Raw genomic sequence first — 23,894 nt, forward strand, 5'->3', positions numbered from 1 at the left:
GGTTTATGCAAGTTAAGCGTTTTTTCGCCGCCGATATGCGTCAGGCCATGAAACTGGTTCGTGATGAGCTGGGCGCTGATGCCGCGATTATCGGCAATCGCCGGATCGCTGGCGGTGTCGAACTGACGGCTGCCCTCGATTACAAATTGTCGGCGCTGGCCCCGCGCGTTCCGAACATGGAACTCGAGGATGAGCTGCGCAAGACCCAGTCGCGGATCGTTACCGCCCAGGCCGAATTGAGCCTGCGTGGCGAAGGCGAGACCGACGGCGACAAAACCACCAATCGGCAGTTGTTCGCCGGCCTGCCATTGACCGCCGCCGAACCGCTGATCGAACCTACTTACACCCAGCCCCGTCGTGCTGCGCCGGCCCCTGCGCCAGCGGCAGGTGGCGTTGACCCACGGGCGTTCGACTCGATGCGTTTCGAGCTCAACAGCCTGCGCGAACTGATGGAAGTACAACTCGGCTCCCTGGCCTGGAATCAGCTGCAAGGCAGCCGCCCGGCCCAGGCCAACCTCTGGCGTCGCCTGCAACGCATCGGCTTGTCCGGCCCGTTGTCGCGCGATCTGCTGGCAATGATTACCGATATTGAAGAGCCTCGTCAGGCCTGGCGCATGCTGCTGGCGCACCTGGCGCGGATGATCGCCACACCTGAAGTCGAGCCTCTGGAAGAGGGCGGCGTGATTGCCATGGTCGGCCCCGCCGGCATGGGCAAGACCACCACCCTGGCCAAGCTCGCGGCCCGTTATGTGCTCAAGTACGGCGCGCAAAACATCGCGCTGGTGAGCATGGACAGCTACCGTATCGGTGCTCAGGAACAACTCAAGACGCTGGGCCGGATCCTCAATGTGTCGGTAACGCACGTTGATCCGGGCCAGTCGCTGGTCCAGGCACTGGAACCATTGCTGCGCAAACGCGTGGTGCTGATCGATACCGCCGGCCTGCAGGCCAGCGATCCGGCACTGCGCATGCAGCTGGAAAGCCTGGCCGGACGTGGCATCAAATCAAAAAATTACCTGGTGTTGGCAACCACCAGCCAGAAACAGGTTCTAACGGCCGCTTATCATAGTTACAAGCGCTGCGGGCTCGCTGGCTGCATCCTGACTAAACTGGATGAAACGGCAAGTCTGGGAGAGGTGTTAAGCCTGGCAATCAGTCATGAATTGCCGGTGGCCTACCTGACGGATGGCCCGCGGATTCCGGATGATTTGCATCTGCCGCGTCGTCATCAGTTGGTCAGTCGCGCCGTTAGCGTGCAAATGCAGGAAGAACCCAGCGAAGAAGCCATGGCTGACATGTTCGCTGATATTTACCACAGTCCGACCAAGCAGGTTGGCTGAGGTAGTAATGAACAGTTTTCGTACCTACATCGATGGTCTGCCATGCATTGTTCCGTTTGAGAACGCGCAGCCAGTAATGTGGCCTCCGTCTATGCAAGACAAGGTAAAGAAATAACATGGGCAGCATGCATCCCGTACAGGTGATCGCGGTGACCGGCGGCAAGGGTGGCGTCGGCAAGACTAACGTGTCAGTGAATTTGTCACTGGCCCTGGCTGAGCTCGGCCGTCGCGTCATGCTGTTGGACGCCGACCTGGGGTTGGCGAACGTCGACGTCCTCCTGGGACTGACACCCAAACGTACCCTGGCCGACGTCATCGAAGGCCGCTGTGAGCTGCGCGACGTTCTGTTGCAAGGCCCCGGCGGAATCCGCATCGTCCCGGCCGCGTCCGGCACCCAGAGCATGGTTCATCTGAGCCCGGCTCAACACGCCGGCCTGATCCAGGCCTTCAGCGATATCGGCGACAACCTCGACGTCCTGGTGATCGATACGGCTGCAGGTATTGGTGACTCGGTAGTCAGTTTTGTTCGCGCAGCGCAAGAAGTCTTGCTGGTGGTATGCGACGAGCCGACCTCGATCACAGACGCCTACGCACTGATCAAGTTGCTGAACCGCGATTACGGCATGAACCGCTTCCGCGTGCTGGCCAACATGGCACAAAGCCCGCAGGAAGGTCGCAACCTGTTCGCCAAGTTGACCAAGGTCACGGACCGCTTCCTCGACGTCGCCCTACAATACGTTGGCGCTGTGCCTTACGACGAAAGCGTATGCAAGGCTGTGCAGAAGCAACGCGCCGTCTATGAAGCCTTCCCGCGCTCCAAATGCGCCCTGGCGTTCAAGGCGATTGCGCAGAAGGTCGATACCTGGCCGTTGCCTGCCAACCCGCGTGGGCACCTGGAGTTTTTCGTTGAGCGTCTCGTGCAACAGACCGCAGGACCCGTCCTATGACAGCCAGTGGCTACAACCTCTACAAGAAGTCGGCACGTGACGCGCAGTACGAGCTGATCGAGCGTTACGCGCCACTGGTCAAACGCATTGCTTACCACCTGCTGGCACGTCTGCCAGCCAGTGTTCAGGTTGAAGATCTGATCCAGGCCGGAATGATCGGCCTGCTTGAAGTGTCGACCAAATATGACGCCAGCAAGGGCGCGAGTTTCGAGACGTACGCGGGCATTCGAATCCGCGGCGCGATGCTCGATGAAGTTCGCAAAGGGGACTGGGCGCCACGTTCGGTCCACCGCAATACCCGCATGGTCAGTGACGCAATTCGCTCGATTGAAGCTAAAACCGGTCGTGACGCTAAAGATCACGAGGTTGCGGCCGAACTCCAATTGAGTCTCGACGATTATTACGGGATTTTGAACGACACCTTGGGCAGCCGCCTCTTCAGTTTCGACGACCTGTTACAGGACGGTGAACACGAAGGGCTGCATGAGGACGGCGCCAGTGCTCATCTGGAACCGTCACGCGATCTGGAAGATGAACGCTTCCAGGCGGCGCTGGCGGACGCGATTGCCAATTTGCCGGAGCGTGAGCGACTGGTGTTGGCGCTGTACTACGACGAAGAGCTGAACCTCAAGGAAATCGGTGAGGTCCTTGGGGTCAGCGAATCCCGGGTCAGCCAGTTACACAGCCAGTGCGCGGCCCGCTTGCGGGGGCGTTTGGGGGAGTGGCGAGCGCGCTGAAGGCAGTGTGGGGACACTGCGAGCGGGACCGGTGCGGGATTTACTGCACCGGTCGCGATCTGTTGTGCTCCAGACAGTCATCGAGTGCATTGCCGGATTGATTGAAATGGCGTGTCCAGGTGCTGGGCGCGTTTAAGACTGCTTGGAGGTCGAATTGGACAAGAACATGAAAATCCTCATCGTTGATGACTTCTCAACGATGCGGCGGATCATAAAAAACCTGTTGCGTGACCTTGGGTTCACCAACACGGTCGAGGCTGACGATGGCACTACCGCCATTCCGGTTCTCAACAGCGGCAGCATCGACTTTCTGGTAACGGACTGGAACATGCCTGGCATGACCGGCATCGATCTGCTGCGCCACGTGCGCGCCGATGAAAAGCTCAAGCACCTGCCAGTGCTGATGGTCACCGCTGAAGCCAAGCGCGAGCAGATCATCGAAGCGGCCCAGGCCGGTGTAAACGGCTATGTGGTCAAACCCTTCACGGCCCAGGCGTTGAAAGACAAAATCGAAAAGATTTTCGAACGCATCGGTTGAGACACTGCGTCACCGGGGGAGCTATGGACAATAACGAATCTTCACAGGGCGATTTTGAATCGACCCTGAAAAAACACGCGGTCGAATTGGTCAACAGCCTTGAAAAGGGCAAGTTCGGCGATGCTGTGCAACTGATCCATGAGCTCAATCAGACCCGTGACCGCGGCCTGTATCAGGAGGTGGGCAAGCTCACTCGCGAGCTGCATAGCGCGATCGTCAATTTCCAGATTGACCCGAACATGCCGCAAGCCGAGGAAGTGTCCCAGATCACCGATGCCACCGAGCGTCTGGGGTATGTGGTCAAGCTGACCGAGGCCGCTGCCAACCGCACCATGGACTTGGTGGAAAACGCCACGCCGCTGGTCAACGGCCTGAGCAATGAAGCTCAGGCGTTGAGCACGGATTGGGGACGGTTCATGCGTCGTGAAGTCGGGGCTGAAGAGTTCCGCGAGTTGGCGCGGCGGGTCGACGGTTTCCTGACACGCAGCAGCGAAGACAATCGCGTGGTGTCAAGCAACCTCAACGACATCCTACTGGCTCAGGATTACCAGGACCTCACCGGTCAGGTGATCAAGCGCGTGACCCAATTGGTCACCGAAGTTGAAAGCAACCTGCTCAAGCTCGTGCTCATGGCCAGCCAGGTAGACCGCTTTGCGGGTATTGAACATGACCGTGAAGCGATGCTGGCTGAAAAAGATCCACAAAAACATCTCTCTCAGGGTGAAGGTCCGCAGATTCATGCCGATAAAAGAGAAGACGTTGTGTCCGGTCAGGACGATGTGGACGATTTGTTATCCAGCCTAGGATTTTAGAGTTTTAGATTCTAGGTTTTTTAGGTTTTTAGACCTTTAGGAGCACCCCCCTTAATGAGCTTCGGCGCCGATGAAGAGATCCTTCAGGATTTCCTGGTTGAGGCCGGCGAGATTCTAGAGCAACTGTCCGAACAGCTGGTCGAGCTTGAAAGCCGACCGGATGATGCGGATCTGCTCAATGCAATTTTTCGCGGTTTTCACACTGTAAAAGGGGGCGCCGGCTTCCTCCAGCTCAACGAGCTGGTGGAGTGCTGTCACATCGCCGAGAACGTGTTCGACATCCTGCGCAAGGGTGAGCGTCGCGTCGACTCGGAACTGATGGACGTGGTTCTCGAAGCGCTGGATGCGGTGAACGGCATGTTCACCGAAGTCCGCGAACGCAGCCCGATCACGGCTGCGACTCCAGAATTGCTTGCGGCACTGGCCCGCCTGGCCGAGCCGCAAATCGCTGATGAAGCAGCGCCGGTGGCTGAAGTGGTCCAGGCTCCGGCCGCTGAAGAGTCGGGCGACATCACCGATAACGAATTTGAACAACTGCTGGACTCGCTGAACGCCGTCAAGGCTCAGGCTGAAGCGCCGGCGGCTGCGCCTGTGCAATCGGCACAAGCGGCGGCAAGTGACGAAATCACCGATGCCGAGTTCGAGTCGTTGCTCGATCAACTGCACGGCAAAGGCCAGTTCGCTGTCGATGCGGTGGCAGCGCCTGCGCCTGCGGCACCGGCTGCCCCGAAAGCGGCAGGCGACAGCTCCGACATCACCGACGACGAATTCGAGGCATTGCTCGACCAGTTGCACGGCAAGGGCAACTTCGCCGTTGATGCGCTGGAATCGGCCATTGCTTCCGTACCCGCTCCGGCTGCGCCGACCGCTAAAGCGGCCGGCGGTGATCTGATCTCCGATCACGAGTTCGAATCACTGCTCGACGAATTGCATGGCAAAGGCAAGTTCACCGAAGTAGGCACCGGCACCGTGGTGACCGCTCCTGCTGCCAAGGCACCTGCTGCTGCACCGAAACCAGAACCTAAAGCTGAAGCGCCGAAACCGGCTGCCGCCGCTGCACCGGCACCGGCTCGCGCCGCGCCGTCCGCGCCGCCACCGGAAAAACCGGCCAGTGAAGCCGAGACCACTGTGCGGGTTGATACCGCGCGTCTCGACGAAATCATGAACATGGTGGGCGAACTGGTATTGGTGCGTAACCGCTTGGTCCGTCTGGGCCTCAACAGCGGCGACGAAGCCATGTCCAAGGCCGTGTCGAACCTCGACGTGGTCACCGCCGATCTGCAGACCGCGGTGATGAAGACCCGGATGCAACCGATCAAGAAGGTCTTCGGACGCTTCCCGCGTCTGGTTCGCGATCTGGCTCGCCAGCTCAAGAAAGAGATCATCCTGGAGCTGGTCGGCGAAGAAACCGACCTCGACAAGAACCTTGTGGAGGCCCTGGCCGACCCGCTGGTCCACTTGGTGCGCAACGCGGTCGACCACGGCATCGAGTCGCCGGAAGAGCGCGAAGCCTCGGGCAAGTCCCGCGGCGGCAAAGTGATCCTCGCGGCCGAACAGGAAGGCGACCACATCCTGCTGTCGATCTCCGATGACGGCAAAGGCATGGACCCGAACGTCCTGCGTTCCATCGCGGTAAAGCGCGGTGTGATGGACAAGGACGCGGCCGATCGCTTGAGCGACACCGAGTGCTACAACCTGATTTTCGCACCCGGGTTCTCGACCAAGACCGAGATCTCCGACGTGTCGGGTCGTGGCGTGGGCATGGACGTGGTGAAAACCAAGATTTCCCAGCTCAACGGTTCGATCAACATCTACTCGACCAAGGGCCAGGGCTCGAAGATCGTCATCAAGGTCCCGTTGACCCTGGCGATCATGCCGACGCTGATGGTCATGCTCGGCAACCAGGCGTTTGCGTTCCCACTGGTGAACGTCAACGAGATTTTCCACCTCGACCTCTCGACCACCAACGTGGTGGACGGCCAGGAAGTGGTGATTGTGCGGGACAAGGCGCTGCCGTTGTTCTACCTCAAGCGCTGGCTGGTCAGCTCCGCCGCTCACGAAGAGCAGCGTGAAGGCCATGTGGTGATCCTTTCGGTGGGCACTCAGCGGATCGGCTTCGTCGTCGATCAACTGGTGGGCCAGGAAGAAGTGGTCATCAAGCCATTGGGCAAAATGCTCCAGGGAACCCCGGGCATGTCGGGCGCCACCATCACGGGTGACGGTCGCATCGCGTTGATTCTCGATGTTCCGAGCATGCTCAAGCGTTACGCCACGCGGCGTATTTGATTCTGGTGGAGCGGGGCGACCAAGCCTCGCTCCATCTAACGGAGTGTTTATGGCAGTCAAAGTCCTGGTGGTGGACGATTCGGGGTTTTTCCGCCGCCGCGTCTCGGAAATTCTTTCAGCGGATCCGAATATCCAGGTCGTCGGTACGGCGACCAACGGAAAAGAGGCGATCGATCAAGCGCTGGCCCTCAAGCCAGACGTGATCACCATGGACTACGAGATGCCGATGATGGACGGCATCACAGCGGTGCGGCACATCATGCAGCGCTGCCCGACCCCGGTGTTGATGTTCTCCTCGCTGACCCACGAAGGCGCTCGCGTTACCCTCGATGCGCTGGACGCCGGTGCAGTGGATTTCCTGCCGAAGAATTTCGAAGACATCTCCCGTAACCCGGAGAAGGTCAAGCAACTGCTGTGCGAGAAGATTCTCAGCATCTCGCGCAGTAATCGTCGTGCCAACACCTACAGTGCGCCGGCCCCGGTCGCCGCGCCAACCCCTGCGCCTTCAAGCGTCAGCAGCTACGGCAGCAGCGTGCCTGCGCGTCCGGCAGCGGCACCGATTCCGGCGCGTAGCTACGCCCCGACATCGTCCTCGACATCGACGGGCCCGTCCTCGCCAGCGCCGAAACGCAAAGCCTACAAGCTGGTGGCCATCGGCACGTCCACGGGCGGTCCGGTTGCCTTGCAGCGGGTGTTGACCCAGCTACCGGCCAATTTCCCGGCTCCGATCGTGCTAATCCAGCACATGCCGGCCGCCTTCACCAAGGCGTTCGCCGAGCGTCTGGACAAGCTGTGTCGCATCAGCGTCAAGGAAGCCGAGGATGGAGACATTCTGCGTCCGGGCCTGGCGCTGCTGGCACCGGGTGGCAAGCAAATGATGATCGACGGCCGTGGCGCGGTGAAAATCCTGCCGGGCGACGAGCGTCTGAATTACAAACCTTGCGTGGACATCACCTTCGGTTCGGCAGCCAAGTCCTACGGCGACAAAGTTCTGGCGGTCGTACTGACCGGCATGGGCGCAGATGGTCGTGAAGGTGCGCGTCTGCTCAAGCAGGGTGGCAGTGCGATCTGGGCTCAGGATGAGGCGAGCTGCGTGATCTATGGCATGCCGATGGCCATCGTCAAAGCCGACCTCGCTGACGCGATCTACAGCCTGGACGATATTGGCAGGCATCTGGCCGAGGCGTGCATCTGATGGATGTTTTAAGCCTTATCGGGATCATCATGGCGTTCGTCGCCATCGTTGGCGGCAACTACCTGGAAGGCGGTCACCTCGGGGCGCTGGCCAACGGCCCGGCCGCGCTGATCGTCATCGGCGGGACCATTGGCGCAGCGTTGTTGCAATCGCCGATGAGCGCTTTCAAACGCGCCATGCAAATCCTTGGCTGGATTCTGTTTCCGCCTCGTGTCGATCTGGCCGGTGGGGTTGATCGCGTAGTGAACTGGAGCCTGACGGCTCGCAAGGAAGGTTTGCTCGGTCTGGAAGGCGTGGCCGATGCCGAACCCGACAGCTACTCGCGCAAAGGCCTGCAACTGTTGGTGGATGGCGCGGAGCCGGAAGCGATTCGCAGCATTCTGGAAGTGGATTTCTACACCCAGGAAAGCCGCGACATCGAGGCCGCCAAAGTCTTTGAAAGCATGGGCGGCTACGCGCCGACCATCGGCATCATCGGTGCGGTGATGGGCCTGATTCATGTCATGGGCAACCTGGGCGATCCTTCGCAACTGGGCAGCGGCATTGCCGTGGCCTTCGTCGCGACCATCTACGGCGTGGCCAGTGCCAACCTGGTGTTGCTGCCGGTTGCCGCCAAGCTCAAGTCCGTCGCGTTGCGCCAGTCGCGTTATCGCGAAATGTTGCTGGAAGGGATCCTGTCGATCGCCGAAGGTGAAAACCCTCGCTCTATTGAGTTGAAGCTTCAGGGCTTCATGGATTGATGGGGGATATGGATCATGGCGCGTCGTCGGCAACCTGAAGAACATGTAAACCATGAGCGCTGGCTGGTTTCCTACGCCGACTTCATCACGTTGCTGTTCGCGTTCTTCGTGGTTATGTACTCGATTTCGTCGATCAACGAAGGCAAGTACAAGGTCATTTCCGAAGCGTTGATCGGGGTCTTTACCGACTCCGACCGCGCCCTCAAGCCGATTCCGATCGGTGAAGAGCGACCGCAGACGGTGACCCCGGCCAAACCGCTGGTCAAAGACGCCGAGCAGGTTGACGCAGGTATAGCCGGAGCCAGCGATCCGCTGAAAAGCATCGCCGATGACATCAGCGCGGCGTTCGGTGACTTGATCAAGTCCAACCAGATGACCGTGCGCGGCAACGAGTTGTGGGTTGAGATCGAACTGAACTCCAGCCTGTTGTTCGGCAGTGGCGACGCCATGCCCAGCGACATGGCGTTCAACATCATCGACAAGGTCGCGCATATTCTGAAGCCGTTCGACAACCCGATTCACGTCGAAGGCTTTACCGACGATCAGCCGATCCGTACCGCGCAATACCCGACCAACTGGGAGCTTTCCTCGGCCCGTTCGGCGAGCATCGTGCGCATGCTGGCCATGCAGGGCGTCAACCCGGGTCGCCTGGCGTCAGTGGGTTACGGCGAATTCCAGCCGGTGGCCAATAACGCCACCGCCGAGGGCCGGGCACGCAACCGTCGCGTTGTGCTGGTCGTGTCGCGAAATCTCGATGTACGCCGCAGCCTCACGGGCACCGGAACCGCTAATGCAAAACCGGACGCCGCGTTGAAGCGTGCTGGCACACAAACTGCACCGACCCCGGTCAAGTCGCCGGGACGAGAGAGCGCCGTCAATTCTCCGTCACCTGCATTAACACGTTGAGCTATTTCTCGGTCGACCTTGTCGACCGGGAGGAACAATCCGAATGAGAGTCTGGGCCGTTGCCAATCAAAAGGGTGGTGTTGGTAAAACCACTTCCTCTATCGCTTTAGCCGGGTTACTGGCGGAGGCGGGCAAGCGCGTGGTCGTGGTCGATCTCGATCCGCACGGCTCGATGACCAGCTACTTCGGATACGACCCCGACACTCTGGAACACAGCAGCTACGACCTGTTCCTGCACAAGGGCAGCGTGCCGCAAGGCTTGCCCGGTCAATTGCTGCTGCCGACCAGTCATGAACACATTTCGCTGTTGCCATCGAGCACCGCGCTGGCCACGCTTGAACGTCAGTCGCCGGGCCAGAGCGGCTTGGGCCTGGTGATCGCCAAGAGCCTGGCGCAGCTGTGGCAGGACTTCGATTACGCCGTCATCGACAGCCCACCGTTACTTGGTGTGCTGATGGTCAATGCGTTGGCGGCGAGCCAGCAATTAGTGATCCCGGTACAGACCGAGCACCTGGCCGTCAAAGGCCTGGAACGCATGGTCAACACGCTTGCGATGATCAACCGCTCACGCAAAGTGGCGTTGCCGTTCACCATCATTCCGACCCTGTTCGACCGCCGCACCCAGGCTTCCCTCGGGACGCTTCGCGTGCTGCGCGACAAATATCCGGAAGAAATCTGGCAAGGCTATATCCCGGTCGATACCCGTCTGCGTGACGCAAGCCGGGCGGGGCTGACGCCTTCGCAATTCGATGGCAAGAGCCGTGGCGTTCTCGCGTATCGCGCATTGCTCAAGCATTTGCTGGCCGCACAACTTGTCCCGCAGGTGGCGTGAGATGAATCGCCCGGTGAAAATCACGTCGCGTCCGCAACTCGCGCTCCAGTCTTACCTGGACAGCTTGCTGATGGAGGCGACCGAAGAATTGCCGTTGGAAGTCGAAGCAGTTGCTCAAGTCATCGAGGTCGTTGAAACGGTCGAGGTCGAAGCGGCGCTGGACGAGTTCCAGGCGGCGGTGCTCGAAGAGCAGGCCCGCGATGCGCACCAGCCTGCTGTCGTCACGGCCCCGGTTGCCCCTGTCGTTGAGACAGCGCCGGTCGCGGTGATCGAAGCGCCGGCACCGATTCTGGCACCGGTCTCGACGCTCGCACCGCTGCTGCAAACCCTGGTGCCGCCGGTGGTCGAAGTCCATCTGCCGCCGAGCAACACGCCTCCGCCGGTGGAGACCGACGGTCGTCCGTCATGGGCCGCCGAACCGTTCGAATGTTTGCTGTTCGATGTCGCCGGGTTGACCCTGGCGGTGCCGCTGGTGTGCCTGGGTTCCATTTATTCCCTGGCAGGCCACGAGCTGACGCCACTGTTTGGCCAACCGGAATGGTTTCTCGGGATCCTGCCGAGCCAAGCCGGCAACCTGAAAGTCCTGGACACCGCGCGCTGGGTCATGCCCGACCGCTACCGCGACGACTTCCGCCAGGGCCTGCAATACGTCATTTCGGTTCAGGGCTACGAATGGGGGCTGGCGGTGCATCAGGTCAGCCGCTCGTTGCGCCTGGACCCGAACGAAATCAAATGGAGAAGTCATCGAGGTCAGCGGCCGTGGCTCGCCGGCACGGTGATTGAGCACATGTGTGCGCTGCTGGACGTCTCCGAACTGGCCGAGTTGATCGCCAGCGGCGGGGCAAAGCACATGGGTGGCAGCAAGCCGCTACATAAACCGACATAACAGCCGACATAACAAGTATGCGACGGCATTGTTGAATGCCGCCACACAGAACACACGCCGCCAGAAGCGGTTTTTCGAGGGGTCAGGGTATGAGTAATCAAGCGACGAATGCAAAAGGTTCTGAAGATCCGATCCTGCAATGGGTAACCTTCAAACTGGACAACGAAACCTACGGCATCAACGTGATGCGCGTTCAGGAAGTCCTGCGTTACACCGAAATCGCCCCGGTCCCGGGTGCCCCGAGCTACGTGCTGGGCATTATCAACCTGCGCGGTAACGTGGTCACCGTGATCGACACCCGTCAGCGCTTCGGCCTGATGAACGCCGAAATCAGCGACAACACCCGTATCGTCATCATTGAAGCCGACAAGCAAGTGGTCGGGATCATGGTCGACAGCGTGGCCGAAGTGGTTTACCTGCGTCAGTCGGAAATCGAAACCGCGCCAAACGTCGGTAACGAAGAGTCCGCCAAGTTCATTCAAGGCGTGTGCAACAAGAACAACGAACTGCTGATCCTGGTCGAGCTGGACAAGATGATGAGCGAAGAAGAATGGTCGGATCTGGAGAACATCTGATTGATTCTTGAGGTAGCGGTCATTGTCCTGTTCCTTTTCTGGGCAGGCACGCTGGCAATGTTTCTGGCGTACATTCGCGCTCAACGTCAGGTAGCCGCGCAACAGGCCCAGGGTGATGCGCTGCGCGATCAGCGCATCAAGGACCTGGCCAAGCGCGTTGACGACTATCAAAGCGGCAGCGTGCGCATGGGTGAAGCCCTGCACGAACTGCGCGCCGTGGTCAGCCCTCTGCCGGACAAACTGGCCCAGCTGGAGCAGCGTGACCCGTCGAGCCTTTCGTTCGCCCAAGCGGCGCGGTTGGTGGGGATGGGCGCTACCGTTGATGAGCTGACTCAGTCTTGCGGGTTGACCCAGGCCGAGGCGGAGTTGATGCGTAAGCTGCACAAGAACTGAGAAAGATCAAAAGATCGCAGCCTCGTTTCACTCGACAGCTCCTACAGGGCTACGCGATCCCAATGTAGGAGCTGTCGAGTGAAACGAGGCTGCGATCTTTTGCATTCAACACGGAATCAATAGTCATCCCCGCGCTCGGTAACATCTTTTTCCACCTTCGGCGCATTCGGATCACGCCCCTCTGGAAACTTGCCCTTCAGATTCCAGGCGAACGCAATGATTTCGGCAATCGTGCGGTACAGCTCCTCCGGGATGCTGTCCCCCAACTCCATCCGCGCCAGCAGCTTCACCAGCTCGGCGTTTTCATAGATCGGCACCTCGTAATCGCGGGCAATCTGAAGAATGGCTTCGGCCAGTTCTTCATCGCCCTTGGCCGTGAGGGTCGGGGCGTGGGTGCCGTCGTACTTGAGGGCGATGGCCTGGCGCGGGGTGTCTGTATTTCTCATGCGGTTTCGTCGACCCAACGTTGTTCGAGGCGGGTTTGGGTGCCTTGTGGCGGTGCACCGAGGTGGCAGTCGAGATCGCCGACGTTCAGCCCGCAATCCAGCAGGCGCTGGCGCAACGCGGCCAGATTGCTTTCGATCAGGCTCGCGGTATATGGCCGTTCTGCCCAGAGCTGGCTGGACAGGCTGCCCTTGATCAACTGTGCCTGAATCTGCAATGGACCCAAGGGCTCCATGTCAAACGCCAGATCTACGCGCCACAGTTGCTGTTTCGGCTCGCGTTCGTCGCGGCGTTCGTGCGGTGGTTCCTTTTCGGGGGCTTCTTCGCGCTGGAACTTGACCTGCAGCGGCACGATGTCCTGCAGGTTGCGCATCGGAATTTCCAGCTGCCAGGTGCTGAGCAGTCGACCATCATCCGTCACGCCAGTCTGTTCCAGGCTCGACAGTTGATGGCTTTGCAGGCGCGAAACCGCCGCCGCTGCCAGGCGCAACAAATGCTCCAGATCGTTTTCACCGTCCTGGCTTTGCAGCAGGCGTTCGGGGAGCGGGAAACTGCTCGGTTGTGGTTTGGCGCTGACCTGGCCGAGCATGCCGAGGGCGCTGCGCACGAAGCTTGGCATGGTCTGGACCAGCGTATTGGCGGCGATGATCGCGTTGAGAGTGGTATTGGCCGGCAGCCCTGGCGTCAGTTGTGCGATCAGCTTGAGCAGGTCACCTTTCATGTCTGGCGCCAGCGTCGGGTTCTGCCCGGTGAGCAATTTCGCTTCAAGGAACAGACCGCTATTGGCCAGCGCTTGAGCGAGGCCTTTGGGGGTACTGAGTTGTTGAACGTCCGGCAAACCGGCCAGCAGTTTTTCCACGGCGCTGCGCAGGTCGCTGGACGTCTGGTCCGACGGTGTAAGGTTTTGCAATGCGTTGATCAATCCATCCAGTGACCCTTGGCGGCTCTGCTGACTGACCAATTGCTGGGTGACCGCCAGTTGCTCTTGACGGTTGCTCAACGGTACGAATTTCAGTGTTTGCGTGTCTTGCACCAAGGCGCTCAACAGTGTGCCGATGCGCAAAGGGGTCGGGCTATCGATGCTCAGCGTGCTGCCACTCAATGCGGTGTTGAGCAGGCTCACCATCGAGCGAAACACCTTGGGCTGGCCCGGCACTTGCGGCAGCACTTGCGAGGTCAGCACTTTGCCTTGCAGCAAGGTGCCGACCGGCAGTTGCGCCGTGTCGATGCGGGTGAGGGTGGCGACGCTGGACGCAATGGCCTGTTGTACGGTAATCGCCAGGTTGCTCGCCGACGGTTGGGTAATCGCCAGGCTGGTGCCTTGGGGCAGCGGTTGGGTGCTGGTTGCCTGAACCGTGGTCTGGCGGCCACTGTCGAGGGTGACTTTGAGCAACAATTGAAAGCTCTGATCCGCCTGCTTGAGCGACAGCACTTCGGCCTGGGCCGTCTGGCCAGCGCTGATCAGGCCCTCCATCGGCTGCAACAGCTTGAGCAGGTCGCCACTCGCTACCAAGGGCCGCGACGTCGCGGGCGTGGTTTGCGGTAGCGGGAGGATGTTCATTTCGCCTGTCATACGCGGTCACAACCTGAGGAAAATGCACTCTTTAGAGTAGGGCATGGCATGTATAATGCCGCCCGTCTTTCGGGGAGTGGCGAAAACATTGCAATTGTTTGACACAGCTCTCTAGAACAGGCCGCCAATGCATCTATGCTGCATCTCTTTAGCGGCCGCTGTGCCGCCGACTTGAACCGCAAAAGGCCCGTGATCTCTTGACCAGTCCAGTCCTGCAAACCGTTGCCCTCGCTTGTGAGCGAGACCTTCGGCTGCTCTTCGAAAATCTCGATTTGAGACTGGCCAGTGGCGAAATGGTACAAATCAGCGGTCCCAACGGCAGTGGCAAAACCAGCCTCTTGCGCTTGCTGTCCGGCTTGATGCAGCCGACCGCCGGTCAGGTCCTGCTCAATGGCCAGCCGCTGAACGATCAGCGTCTTGAGCTGGCGCGCAACCTGCTGTGGATCGGCCATGCCGCCGGGATCAAGGATCTGCTGACGCCGGAAGAGAACCTGAGCTGGCTTTGCGCCTTGCATCAACCCGCGTCTCATGACGCGATCTGGCAGGCGCTGGGAGCTGTCGGCCTGCGCGGTTTCGAGGATGTGCCCTGCCACACGCTGTCCGCCGGGCAGCAACGCCGCGTGGCGCTGGCGCGTCTGTACCTGGACAGCCCGCCGCTGTGGATCCTCGATGAACCGTTTACCGCGCTCGACAAACAAGGCGTGGCGCAGCTTGAGGAACACCTGGCCATCCACTGTGAGCGTGGCGGCATGGTAGTGCTGACCACTCACCATACGCTGAGCCGGATGCCGGCCACTTATCGCGACATTGATTTGGGGAAATGGGCCGTATGAGTGTTTTCGGCCTGTTGGTCGCCCGTGAGGCCCGTCTGCTGTTTCGCCGTCCGGCGGAGCTGGCCAATCCGCTAGTATTCTTTGCGATCGTGGTGTCGCTGTTCCCGCTGGCCGTCGGACCTGAGTCTCAATTGTTGCAAACCTTGTCTCCGGGGCTGGTCTGGGTGGCGGCCCTTTTATCGGTCTTGCTCTCGCTGGACGGGCTTTTCCGCAGTGATTTCGAGGACGGTTCCCTGGAACAGTGGGTCCTTTCGTCGCACCCCCTGCCTCTTCTGGTTTTGGCCAAGGTACTGGCACACTGGGCCTTCTCTGGCCTGGCACTGGTTTTGCTCGCTCCACTGCTGGCGTTGATGCTCGGTTTGCCAACCGCTTGTCTGCCGGTGTTGCTGCTTTCCTTATTGCTCGGTACACCGGTGCTGAGCCTGCTCGGTGCGGTGGGCGCAGCCCTGACGGTAGGATTGAAGCGCGGCGGCCTATTGCTGGCCCTGCTGATTCTGCCGCTGTACATCCCGGTGTTGATTCTCGGCAGTGGCGCCTTGCAGGCAGCCTTGCAGGGCATGCCGGCGACCGGTTATCTCTTGTGGCTTGGTAGCCTGACCGCCCTGGCGATAACCCTGACACCTTTTGCAATAGCTGCTGGCCTGAAGATCAGCGTCGGCGAATAATGAGGTCTGGTCAAAATTTGATCAGTAAAGACCCTGGGCTGCTTGTAACAACGAGCGGCCACCGTGATGGAAACAGTAATGAACTGGACCTGGTTTCATAAGCTCGGCTCGCCCAAATGGTTTTACGGCATCAGTGGCAAACTGCTGCCGTGGCTGAGCATCGCCGCGTTGCTGCTGATTGGCGTCGGAGTCGTCTGGGGCCTGGCCTTCGCGCCGCCGGATTACCAGCAAGGCAACAGCTTCCGCATCATCTATATCCATGTTCCGGCCGCCATGCTGGCCCAGTCCTGCTATGTCATGCTGGCCGTGTGCGGCGTGGTCGGGCTGGTGTGGAAGATGAAACTGGCCGATGTCGCCTTGCAATGCGCGGCGCCCATCGGTGCCTGGATGACCGCGGTGGCGCTGGTCACCGGCGCGATCTGGGGCAAACCGACCTGGGGTTCGTGGTGGGTCTGGGACGCGCGACTAACGTCCATGCTTATTCTGCTGTTTCTGTACTTCGGTCTCATTGCGCTGGGCAACGCCATCAGCAATCGTGACAGCGCCGCCAAGGCGTGCGCGGTATTGGCGATTGTCGGCGTGATCAACATCCCGATCATCAAGTACTCGGTGGAGTGGTGGAATACCCTGCACCAGGGCGCGACCTTTACCCTCACCGAAAAACCGGCCATGCCCGCCGAGATGTGGCTGCCGTTGCTGCTGACGGTGCTGGGTTTCTACTGTTTCTTCGGCGCGGTCTTGCTGCTGCGCATGCGCCTTGAAGTGCTCAAGCGCGAAGCCCGGGCGAGCTGGGTAAAGGCTGAAGTGCAGAACAGTCTGGAGGCCGTTCGATGAGTTTTGCTTCATTCGGCGATTTTCTCGCCATGGGCCATCATGCCCTGTATGTCTGGTCAGCCTACGGCATCTGCCTGGCGGTGCTGGTCCTCAACGTGGCGGCGCCGATCCTGGCCCGCAAGCGTTATCTGCAACAAGAGGCGCGTCGTTTGCGCCGGGAGAACGGCAAGTGAATCCGCTGCGCAAAAAGCGTCTTATCATCATTCTCGCGATCCTGGTCGGTGTCGGCGCTGCGGTCGGCCTGGCCCTGAGCGCCCTGCAGCAGAACATCAATCTGTTTTACACCCCGACCCAGATCGCCAACGGCGAAGCCCCGCAAGACACGCGCATCCGTGCAGGCGGCATGGTCGAGAAGGGCTCGCTGCAACGTTCCGGCGACTCGCTGGACGTCAAATTCATCGTCACCGACTTCAACAAATCCGTGACCATCAGCTATCGCGGCATCCTGCCGGACCTGTTCCGCGAAGGGCAGGGTATCGTGGCCCTCGGCAAGCTCAACGCTGACGGCGTGGTAGTCGCTGATGAGGTGCTGGCCAAGCACGACGAGAAGTACATGCCGCCCGAAGTGACCAAAGCGTTGAAAGACAGCGGTCAGTCGGCGCCGACACCTGCGAAAGAGGGTTAATTGATGACTTCCGCACTCTTTATCCCTGAACTGGGCCAGTTGGCCATGATCCTGGCGCTGTGTTTCGCGCTGGTTCAAGCCGTCGTGCCGTTGCTCGGCGCCTGGCGCGGTGACCGTTTGTGGATGAGCCTGGCGCAGCCTGCTGCCTGGGGGCAATTCACCTTTCTGGTGTTCGCCTTCGGTTGCCTGACCTACGCCTTCATGACCGACGATTTCTCCGTCGCCTATGTCGCCAGCAACTCCAACAGTGCCTTGCCTTGGTATTACAAGTTCAGCGCGGTGTGGGGCGCTCACGAAGGTTCGTTGTTGCTCTGGGCCTTGATCCTCGGCGGCTGGACCTTCGCGGTGTCGGTGTTCTCCCGGCAATTGCCGCAAGTGATGCTGGCCCGGGTGCTGGCGGTGATGGGCATGATCAGCACCGGTTTCCTGCTGTTCCTGATCCTCACTTCCAACCCGTTCGCACGGATCCTGCCGCAGATTCCGGCGGACGGTCGCGACCTCAACCCATTGCTGCAAGACATCGGCCTGATCGTTCACCCGCCGATGCTCTACATGGGCTACGTCGGTTTCTCCGTAGCCTTCGCGTTCGCCATCGCCGCGTTGCTCGGCGGTCGTCTGGACGCGGCGTGGGCACGCTGGTCCCGTCCGTGGACCATCGTCGCGTGGGCCTTCCTAGGCATCGGCATCACCCTCGGTTCGTGGTGGGCCTATTACGAACTCGGCTGGGGCGGCTGGTGGTTCTGGGACCCGGTGGAAAACGCCTCCTTTATGCCTTGGCTGGTGGGCACCGCGTTGATTCACTCCCTGGCGGTCACGGAAAAGCGTGGCGTGTTCAAGAGCTGGACGGTGTTGCTGGCCATTGCCGCCTTTTCGCTGAGCTTGCTCGGTACGTTCCTGGTGCGTTCCGGCGTGCTGACCTCGGTTCACGCGTTTGCCTCCGACCCTGAGCGTGGCGTGTTCATCCTGATCTTCCTGCTGTTTGTGGTCGGTGGTTCGTTGACCCTGTTCGCCCTGCGCGCTCCGGTGGTCAAGAGCCATGTGGGCTTCAATCTCTGGTCCCGGGAAACCCTGCTGCTGGGCAACAACCTGGTGCTGGTGGTGGCGGCGTCGATGATCCTGCTCGGCACCTTGTATCCGCTGATTCTCGATGCAATGACCGGCGCCAAGCTGTCGGTCGGTCCGCCGTACTTCAACGCGCTGTTCGTGCCGTTGATGGCGCTGCTGATGGTGGTGATGGCGATCGGCATGCTGGTGCGCTGGAAAGACACCCCGGTCAAATGGCTGATGAGCATGCTGACCCCGGTGTTGCTCGGCAGCGCCGCGTTGGCGGTGGTGGCCGGTGTCGCTTATGGCGATTTCAACTGGGCGGTGATTGCGACGTTCATGCTCGCAGCCTGGGTATTGCTGGCCGGTGTGCGCGACATCCTCGACAAGACTCGCCACAAAGGCCTGATCAAAGGCCTGCCGACCCTGACCCGCAGTTATTGGGGCATGCAAATCGCGCACTTGGGCATCGCCGTCTGCGCCCTCGGCGTCGTGCTGTCGAGCCAGAACAGTGCCGAGCGCGACTTGCGCCTGGCGCCGGGCGAGTCGATGGACCTGGCCGGTTATCACTTTGTGTTCGAAGGCGCCAAGCACTTCGAAGGCCCCAACTTCACCTCCGACAAAGGCACCATCCGGGTGATCAAGGGCGGCAAGGAAGTCAGCGTGCTGCACCCGGAAAAACGCCTCTACACCGTGCAGAACTCGGTGATGACCGAAGCCGGGATCGACGCCGGTTTCACCCGTGACCTCTACGTTGCACTGGGCGAACCGCTGGGCGATGGCGCCTGGGCGGTGCGCGTTCACGTCAAACCGTTCGTACGCTGGATCTGGTTCGGTGGCCTGCTCACAGGTTTCGGCGGGTTGCTGGCGGCGCTGGACCGGCGTTATCGGGTCAAGGTGAAAAGCCGCGTGCGTGAAGCGCTTGGCATGACTGGAGCCACTGCATGAGACGTTGGTTGATGCTGTTGCCACTGGCGATTTTTCTGGTGGTGGCTGTTTTCCTTTATCGCGGGCTCTATCTGGACCCGGCCGAGTTGCCCTCGGCAATGATCGGCAAGCCGTTCCCTGAGTTCTCCCTGCCAGCGGTGCAGGGCGAGAAGACCCTGACCAAGGCCGATATTCTCGGCAAACCGGCCTTGGTCAACGTCTGGGGCACCTGGTGCATTTCCTGCCGGGTCGAGCACCCGGTGCTGAACAAACTGGCCGAGAAGGGCGTGGTGATTTATGGGATCAACTACAAGGACGTCAACGCCGACGCCTTGAAGTGGCTGACCGAATTCCACAACCCGTATCAGTTGGACATTCGTGACGACGCCGGCTCCCTCGGGCTGAACCTTGGCGTGTACGGCGCTCCGGAAACTTTCTTCATCGACGCCAAAGGCATCATCCGCGACAAGTTTGTCGGGGTGATCGACGAGCAGGTCTGGCGCGAAAAACTGGCGGCCAAGTATCAGGCACTGGTCGACGAGGCCAAGCCATGAAGCGCTGGATCGCCGCAGCCGTATTGGGCTTGAGCATGGCTGGCGTCGCCCACGCGGCCATCGACACCTACGAGTTCGCCAAAGAAGCGGATCGCGAGCGTTTTCGCGAACTGACCAAAGAACTGCGTTGCCCCAAGTGCCAGAATCAGGACATCGCCGATTCCAACGCACCGATCGCCGCCGACCTGCGCAAAGAGATTTTCCGCATGTTGGGCGAGGGCAAGGACAATCAGCAGATCATTGATTTCATGGTCGATCGCTACGGTGATTTCGTCCGCTACAAACCCGCTCTGAACGCCAAGACAGCCTTGCTCTGGTTCGGCCCGGCCGGCCTGCTGCTAGGCGGTTTCGTGATCATCGCCGTGATCGTCCGCCGTCGTCGCGTGCAACGCGCTGACACCAAGGATGAGCTCTCTGCCGAGGAGCGTGAGCGCCTCGACCACCTGTTGGATAAAAACCAAGAATGATTGATTTCTGGCTCGCTGCAGGTCTGCTACTTCTGGTTGCCCTGAGTTTTCTGTTGATCCCCGTTCTGCGTGGCCGTCGCGCCCAGCTTGAAGAGGATCGTACTGCCCTGAACGTTGCGCTGTATCAAGAGCGTGTGGCTGAGTTGCAGACTCAGCAGGAAGAGGGCGTTCTGGACGCCGGGCAGATGGACACCGGGCGCGCTGAAGCCGCCCGTGAGTTGCTCGCCGACACTGAAGGCGTCGAGGCACCGCGGGTGTCGCGTCTGGGCAAGCCATTGCCTTTGCTGGCGGCGATTCTGGTGCCGGTCCTGGGCCTTGGTCTGTACCTGCATTTTGGTGCCAGCGACAAGGTCGAACTGACTCGCGAATTCGCCCAGGCGCCGCAGTCGATGGAAGAGATGACCCGGCGTCTGGAACGCGCGGTCGCGGCTCAGCCGGACTCGGCCGAAGGCTTGTACTTCCTCGGTCGCACTTACATGGCTCAGGACCGTCCGGGTGATGCTGCCAAGATCTTCGAGCGCACGGTGAACCTGGCCGGTCGTCAGCCGGAACTGCTCGGTCAATGGGCGCAAGCCCAGTATTTCGCCGATGGTAAAAAATGGTCGGACAAGGTTCAGGCATTGACCGACGAAGCGCTCAAAGCCGATCCGAAAGAGGTCACCAGCCTTGGCCTGCTCGGAATCGATGCGTTTGAAAGCCAGCGTTATCAGGACGCCATCGACTACTGGAATCGTCTGCTGGCGCAGCTGCCACCTGAGGACAATTCCCGTGCCGCGCTGCAAGGCGGCATCGCCCGGGCCACCGAGAAGCTCGAAGCCGGCGGCGGAAAAGTCGCCCAGGCGCCAGCGGCCAAGGCAGCTGCGCTGCTGAAAGTCACCGTCGATCTGGCGCCAGAACTGAAGGCCAAGGTCCAGCCCGGCGACAGCGTGTTCATTTTCGCCCGCGCCACTTCAGGGCCACCGGCGCCACTGGCCGCCAAACGCCTGACCGTGGCCGACTTGCCGGCAACCGTCGAACTGGGCGATGCCGACGCAATGATGCCGCAGTTGAAACTGTCGAACTTCCCTGAAGTCCAACTGGTTGCGCGCATTTCCCGCGCCGGCCAACCGACTGCCGGTGAATGGATCGGTCGTAGCCAGCCCCTGGCCAGCAGCACCACCGCGCCGCAAAAACTGACCATCGACAGCCCGGATAAATAGCCGTCCGGGACAATTAACAGGAAGCACCGCCATGACCGCCATCGCTCGTATCACCCTGCTCAGTCTGGTCCTGGGGCTGAGCGCCTGTGCGGTCCAACGGCCCGAGCCGACGCGGCTGCCGCCGATCCCGCCCTCGCAGCCCGGTACCAAACCGGCGCCATCGACGGTACCAGGCAAATCGACCACCCCGAGCAAACCGGCCAAACCACTGCCACGCACCTCCGCCAGCTTCGCGCCGCCTCCGGGCGGCAACAGCCACTGGGATGCCAAGATGGGTGTGTACGTGCTCGACGATCAACCCAACACCTTCTACCGCCAGCGCACCTACTACCGCTGGAACAACGGCTGGAGTCGCTCGGTCAGCCCGGACGGGCCATGGGAAGAAACAGACATCCATGGCGTACCGGGTGGGTTGGGCAGACAATTCGGGCAATAAATGAAAACGGCGATCTCAGGATCGCCGTTTTGCTGTTTGGAGTCTGAGAAAGATTCAGAGAATGGACTGATAAGGAATCAACGCGTTGACCGACTTAATCAGGCCTTGGCGTAGCAGAAGATCAAGATAGGTTTCGACATCCATCGGCGGCATCTTCAACTGCTGTCGTTGGCGCTGCGCCGCCGCGATGACTGCTGCCGGATCGAGGCTAAATAGGTTGCCGACGAACTCGTCAGGATGCTGAGCTTCGATATCGAAAGAGTCCAGCACAGCACAGGGAAAGTCTTTTTGATTAAACGTGACGATGACGCTGGCATGACAACGAATGGCGGCCGCCAGCACGTGTCGATCATCGATGTCAGGCAGCGATAATCCTTCGATCAGGTTTTCGTAACCTGTTACGCAAGCATCGGGTAAAGCCTGATCCATCAGTTCGGACGTGCGATCAGTTTGTTTTGCCGTCAGGTCCGGACGGTTCTTGAGCAGATTACGTTTTCACTCATTGTGTATCTCCAAAGACCATTTCGCTCTGAAACGACCGGAGAGTGCCAGCCACATCAGAAAATCTCTCAAGGGCGCTGGGTACAGCACACAGGCGTCATATACAGCGGTAAAAGAAGATTGCCTCACTCGTATCCTGTCCTTAACGCTTGTGCCTGCTCGGCAAGAAGCATCATTGCTTGCTCGCTGGCAGTGTCGCGCCGGTTTTTATAGTCCATCAAATCGGCAAAGCGTACACGTCGGTGCTTGCCGGTTTTGTGGTAGGACAAGTCGCCGGATTCGAGCAGTTTGATCAGGTGCGGGCGTGAGACGTTGAGCAAGTCAGCCGCTTCCTGGGTAGTCAGTTCAGCGTGAATCGGGACCACTTTGACCGCGTTGCCTGCAGCGAGCTCAGCCAGAATGTCGACAAGCAGCCGGAGTGCCGAGGTCGGGAGTTCGACACTGTGGGCTTCGTTCTGCTCGTCGAAAATCTGGATGCGTTGTGTGTCGAATTGAGTGGCGAGATAGGCCGCCAAGGCACGCTGCCCCTCGACGGCTGCCTGGACTTCGCGCTCCATAGGCAAGGTGATCGGCGGGTGGATGACAGGTGGCATAGCGGTTTCCAATATTCTGAATAATCGAAGCACGCAGGCTATTCGAATTAATCGAAAATCGAAATAAACGAAATAATCGAAACGTCAGATCGTTTTTAACAACGCCCCCCGGACGGGCTCAGTCAGTCAGAACGCGGCTTTGCCTATCGAGGATCCGCCGTCGACGAACAACGTTTGTCCGGTGATAAACCCGCTCTGCTCCGACAACAAGAACGCAATCGCCGCGGCGATCTCCTGCGGCTGCCCCAAACGCCCCATCGGCACACCCGCCAGATACCGCGCTTCGCCTTCACTACCTGGGGGATTGTTTGCCCGAAACAGTTCCGTTTCAGTTGGCCCCGGCGCCACCGCGTTCACCGTCACACCGGTTTGTGCCAGTTCCAGTGCCCACGACCGGGTGAAGCTGATCAGCGCCGCTTTGGCCGCCGCATATGCAGTGCGCTGGGTGATGCCAAGCACCGTCAAACTGGAGATGTTCACCACCCGACCCCAACCCTTGGCGCGCATGTTCGGCAGCAGCGCCTGAGTGGCCTGCAACGCCGAATGCAGGTTGACCCGCATCACGTCATCGAAGGTGTCGAGGTCGATTTCACCCAGCACTTGCGGGCGTACCAGCCCGACGTTGTTCACCAGTCCGTCGAACTCGTAAGTCCTGGCCAGGTCCGCCAATACTTCCTGGGTCAGCGTTCTGTCGCCCAGGTCCAGTGGAAACAGAATGCCGGGAAAGCTCAGGTCAGGCGTTCGGGCAATGCCGACCACCCGATGCCCGGCGCGGTCCAGATGCTCGGCCACTGCCCGACCAATGCCTTTGCTGGCGCCGGTAATGAGAAAGGTACGTCGAGTCATTTCACGCTCCTTGAAAGAACATGCCGCCGGGTCAGGCCGCGTTTGAAGGGTCGGCCGCGAATCGCATCCAGCATCGCTTCAGGCTTTGGGTGCTGAGTGTAATCCGGGTTGACCCAGGTCTTACAAGGATCTGTAGGGGCGGAATCTGACCTGCGAAACTTTTGAC

At 60.1% G+C, this 23,894-nt stretch carries 27 protein-coding genes and 1 pseudogene; 23 read left to right on the top strand and 5 right to left on the bottom strand.

The genetic code is table 11. The annotated features are described in order from the left end of the window. The first annotated feature begins 5 nt into the window (after positions 1-5). From flhF to BLQ41_RS13500, 13 genes are all read left to right on the top strand, one after another. Positions 6-1,340, top strand: coding sequence for a flagellar biosynthesis protein FlhF (gene flhF, locus BLQ41_RS13440; protein ID WP_090181562.1), 1,335 nt, complete (start codon positions 6-8; stop codon positions 1,338-1,340). A 116-nt stretch (positions 1,341-1,456) separates the two neighbouring features. Next, positions 1,457-2,287: a flagellar synthesis regulator FleN gene (gene fleN, locus BLQ41_RS13445; protein WP_090181564.1), complete on the top strand. Its 831-nt coding sequence runs from the start codon at positions 1,457-1,459 to the stop codon at positions 2,285-2,287. Then, positions 2,284-3,024, top strand: coding sequence for an RNA polymerase sigma factor FliA (fliA, locus tag BLQ41_RS13450; RefSeq protein ID WP_007894214.1), 741 nt, complete (start codon positions 2,284-2,286; stop codon positions 3,022-3,024). The genes fleN and fliA overlap by 4 nt, the downstream gene beginning before the upstream one ends. 166 nt (positions 3,025-3,190) lie before the next feature. After that, the gene (locus BLQ41_RS13455) at positions 3,191-3,562 is read left to right on the top strand and encodes a chemotaxis response regulator CheY (protein WP_024012118.1); all 372 of its coding nucleotides are present in this window, start codon (positions 3,191-3,193) and stop codon (positions 3,560-3,562) included. A gap of 23 nt (positions 3,563-3,585) precedes the next feature. Next, positions 3,586-4,374 carry a protein phosphatase CheZ gene (locus BLQ41_RS13460; protein WP_090181566.1) on the top strand — a complete coding sequence of 263 codons (789 nt, stop codon included), beginning with the start codon at positions 3,586-3,588 and terminating at the stop codon, positions 4,372-4,374. A 54-nt stretch (positions 4,375-4,428) separates the two neighbouring features. Next, a complete protein-coding gene (locus BLQ41_RS13465) occupies positions 4,429-6,660 on the top strand; it encodes a chemotaxis protein CheA (protein ID WP_090181568.1) in 2,232 nt (743 codons plus the stop codon). 49 nt (positions 6,661-6,709) lie between these two features. Next, on the top strand, positions 6,710-7,855 hold the full coding sequence (locus BLQ41_RS13470; RefSeq protein ID WP_090181570.1) for a protein-glutamate methylesterase/protein-glutamine glutaminase: 1,146 nt from the start codon (positions 6,710-6,712) through the stop codon (positions 7,853-7,855). Next, positions 7,855-8,595 (top strand): flagellar motor protein, encoded by a 741-nt coding sequence (locus tag BLQ41_RS13475; protein ID WP_090181572.1) that lies wholly within the window; start codon positions 7,855-7,857, stop codon positions 8,593-8,595. Before BLQ41_RS13470 ends, BLQ41_RS13475 begins: the two co-directional genes overlap by 1 nt. A gap of 15 nt (positions 8,596-8,610) precedes the next feature. Further along, positions 8,611-9,501, top strand: a complete 891-nt coding sequence (gene motD / locus BLQ41_RS13480; protein WP_090181573.1) for a flagellar motor protein MotD — start codon at positions 8,611-8,613, stop codon at positions 9,499-9,501. 43 nt (positions 9,502-9,544) lie between these two features. Next, positions 9,545-10,333 carry a ParA family protein gene (locus tag BLQ41_RS13485; RefSeq protein ID WP_090181574.1) on the top strand — a complete coding sequence of 263 codons (789 nt, stop codon included), beginning with the start codon at positions 9,545-9,547 and terminating at the stop codon, positions 10,331-10,333. A 1-nt stretch (position 10,334) separates the two neighbouring features. After that, a complete protein-coding gene (locus BLQ41_RS13490) occupies positions 10,335-11,219 on the top strand; it encodes a CheW domain-containing protein (protein WP_090181575.1) in 885 nt (294 codons plus the stop codon). A gap of 89 nt (positions 11,220-11,308) precedes the next feature. After that, entirely contained in the window at positions 11,309-11,794 is a 486-nt protein-coding gene (locus BLQ41_RS13495; protein WP_008155806.1) for a chemotaxis protein CheW, read from the top strand. Next, a complete protein-coding gene (locus BLQ41_RS13500; protein ID WP_090181577.1) occupies positions 11,795-12,187 on the top strand; it encodes a DUF2802 domain-containing protein in 393 nt (130 codons plus the stop codon). It abuts the gene before it with no gap. A gap of 116 nt (positions 12,188-12,303) precedes the next feature. Here BLQ41_RS13500 and BLQ41_RS13505 read toward each other — a convergent pair whose 3' ends face one another. After that, the gene (locus BLQ41_RS13505) at positions 12,304-12,633 is read right to left on the bottom strand and encodes an EscU/YscU/HrcU family type III secretion system export apparatus switch protein (RefSeq protein WP_090181579.1); all 330 of its coding nucleotides are present in this window, start codon (positions 12,631-12,633) and stop codon (positions 12,304-12,306) included. Continuing rightward, positions 12,630-14,204 carry a flagellar hook-length control protein FliK gene (fliK, locus tag BLQ41_RS13510; protein ID WP_090181581.1) on the bottom strand — a complete coding sequence of 525 codons (1,575 nt, stop codon included), beginning with the start codon at positions 14,202-14,204 and terminating at the stop codon, positions 12,630-12,632. The genes BLQ41_RS13505 and fliK overlap by 4 nt, the downstream gene beginning before the upstream one ends. 197 nt (positions 14,205-14,401) lie before the next feature. On the opposite strand from fliK, the gene ccmA reads away from it, so the two are divergent. The 10 genes from ccmA (at position 14,402) to BLQ41_RS13560 (ending at position 21,788) form a co-directional block, all read left to right on the top strand. Continuing rightward, a complete protein-coding gene (ccmA, locus tag BLQ41_RS13515; protein WP_090181582.1) occupies positions 14,402-15,037 on the top strand; it encodes a cytochrome c biogenesis heme-transporting ATPase CcmA in 636 nt (211 codons plus the stop codon). Then, a complete protein-coding gene (gene ccmB, locus BLQ41_RS13520; protein WP_090188533.1) occupies positions 15,034-15,702 on the top strand; it encodes a heme exporter protein CcmB in 669 nt (222 codons plus the stop codon). Before ccmA ends, ccmB begins: the two co-directional genes overlap by 4 nt. Positions 15,703-15,780: 78 nt before the next feature. Further along, positions 15,781-16,536, top strand: coding sequence for a heme ABC transporter permease (locus BLQ41_RS13525; protein ID WP_090181584.1), 756 nt, complete (start codon positions 15,781-15,783; stop codon positions 16,534-16,536). Further along, the gene (ccmD, locus tag BLQ41_RS13530) at positions 16,533-16,709 is read left to right on the top strand and encodes a heme exporter protein CcmD (RefSeq protein WP_027922383.1); all 177 of its coding nucleotides are present in this window, start codon (positions 16,533-16,535) and stop codon (positions 16,707-16,709) included. The genes BLQ41_RS13525 and ccmD overlap by 4 nt, the downstream gene beginning before the upstream one ends. Further along, positions 16,706-17,161: a cytochrome c maturation protein CcmE gene (gene ccmE / locus BLQ41_RS13535; RefSeq protein WP_008026817.1), complete on the top strand. Its 456-nt coding sequence runs from the start codon at positions 16,706-16,708 to the stop codon at positions 17,159-17,161. Before ccmD ends, ccmE begins: the two co-directional genes overlap by 4 nt. 3 nt (positions 17,162-17,164) lie before the next feature. Further along, positions 17,165-19,153 (top strand): heme lyase CcmF/NrfE family subunit, encoded by a 1,989-nt coding sequence (locus tag BLQ41_RS13540; protein WP_090181586.1) that lies wholly within the window; start codon positions 17,165-17,167, stop codon positions 19,151-19,153. Next, positions 19,150-19,686, top strand: coding sequence for a DsbE family thiol:disulfide interchange protein (locus BLQ41_RS13545; RefSeq protein ID WP_090181588.1), 537 nt, complete (start codon positions 19,150-19,152; stop codon positions 19,684-19,686). The genes BLQ41_RS13540 and BLQ41_RS13545 overlap by 4 nt, the downstream gene beginning before the upstream one ends. After that, entirely contained in the window at positions 19,683-20,153 is a 471-nt protein-coding gene (locus BLQ41_RS13550) for a cytochrome c-type biogenesis protein (RefSeq protein ID WP_090181589.1), read from the top strand. Before BLQ41_RS13545 ends, BLQ41_RS13550 begins: the two co-directional genes overlap by 4 nt. Beyond that, positions 20,150-21,352: a c-type cytochrome biogenesis protein CcmI gene (gene ccmI / locus BLQ41_RS13555; RefSeq protein ID WP_090181591.1), complete on the top strand. Its 1,203-nt coding sequence runs from the start codon at positions 20,150-20,152 to the stop codon at positions 21,350-21,352. Before BLQ41_RS13550 ends, ccmI begins: the two co-directional genes overlap by 4 nt. Before the next feature lie 31 nt (positions 21,353-21,383). Next, the gene (locus BLQ41_RS13560) at positions 21,384-21,788 is read left to right on the top strand and encodes a hypothetical protein (RefSeq protein ID WP_090181593.1); all 405 of its coding nucleotides are present in this window, start codon (positions 21,384-21,386) and stop codon (positions 21,786-21,788) included. A 54-nt stretch (positions 21,789-21,842) separates the two neighbouring features. Here the strand turns inward: BLQ41_RS13560 and BLQ41_RS13565 are convergent. The 3 genes and pseudogenes from BLQ41_RS13565 to BLQ41_RS13575 all read right to left on the bottom strand — a co-directional run bounded on the left by BLQ41_RS13565 (position 21,843) and on the right by BLQ41_RS13575 (position 23,728). Next, positions 21,843-22,418: pseudogene (locus tag BLQ41_RS13565) on the bottom strand (PIN domain-containing protein). Continuing rightward, a complete protein-coding gene (locus BLQ41_RS13570; RefSeq protein ID WP_090181594.1) occupies positions 22,415-22,882 on the bottom strand; it encodes a helix-turn-helix domain-containing protein in 468 nt (155 codons plus the stop codon). The pseudogene BLQ41_RS13565 and the gene BLQ41_RS13570 overlap by 4 nt, the downstream one beginning before the upstream one ends. 126 nt (positions 22,883-23,008) lie before the next feature. Further along, the gene (locus BLQ41_RS13575) at positions 23,009-23,728 is read right to left on the bottom strand and encodes an SDR family oxidoreductase (RefSeq protein WP_090181595.1); all 720 of its coding nucleotides are present in this window, start codon (positions 23,726-23,728) and stop codon (positions 23,009-23,011) included. Positions 23,729-23,894: the final 166 nt, after the last annotated feature.

The organism is Pseudomonas arsenicoxydans (genome assembly GCF_900103875.1).
Classification (GTDB): Bacteria; Pseudomonadota; Gammaproteobacteria; order Pseudomonadales; family Pseudomonadaceae; genus Aquipseudomonas; species Aquipseudomonas arsenicoxydans.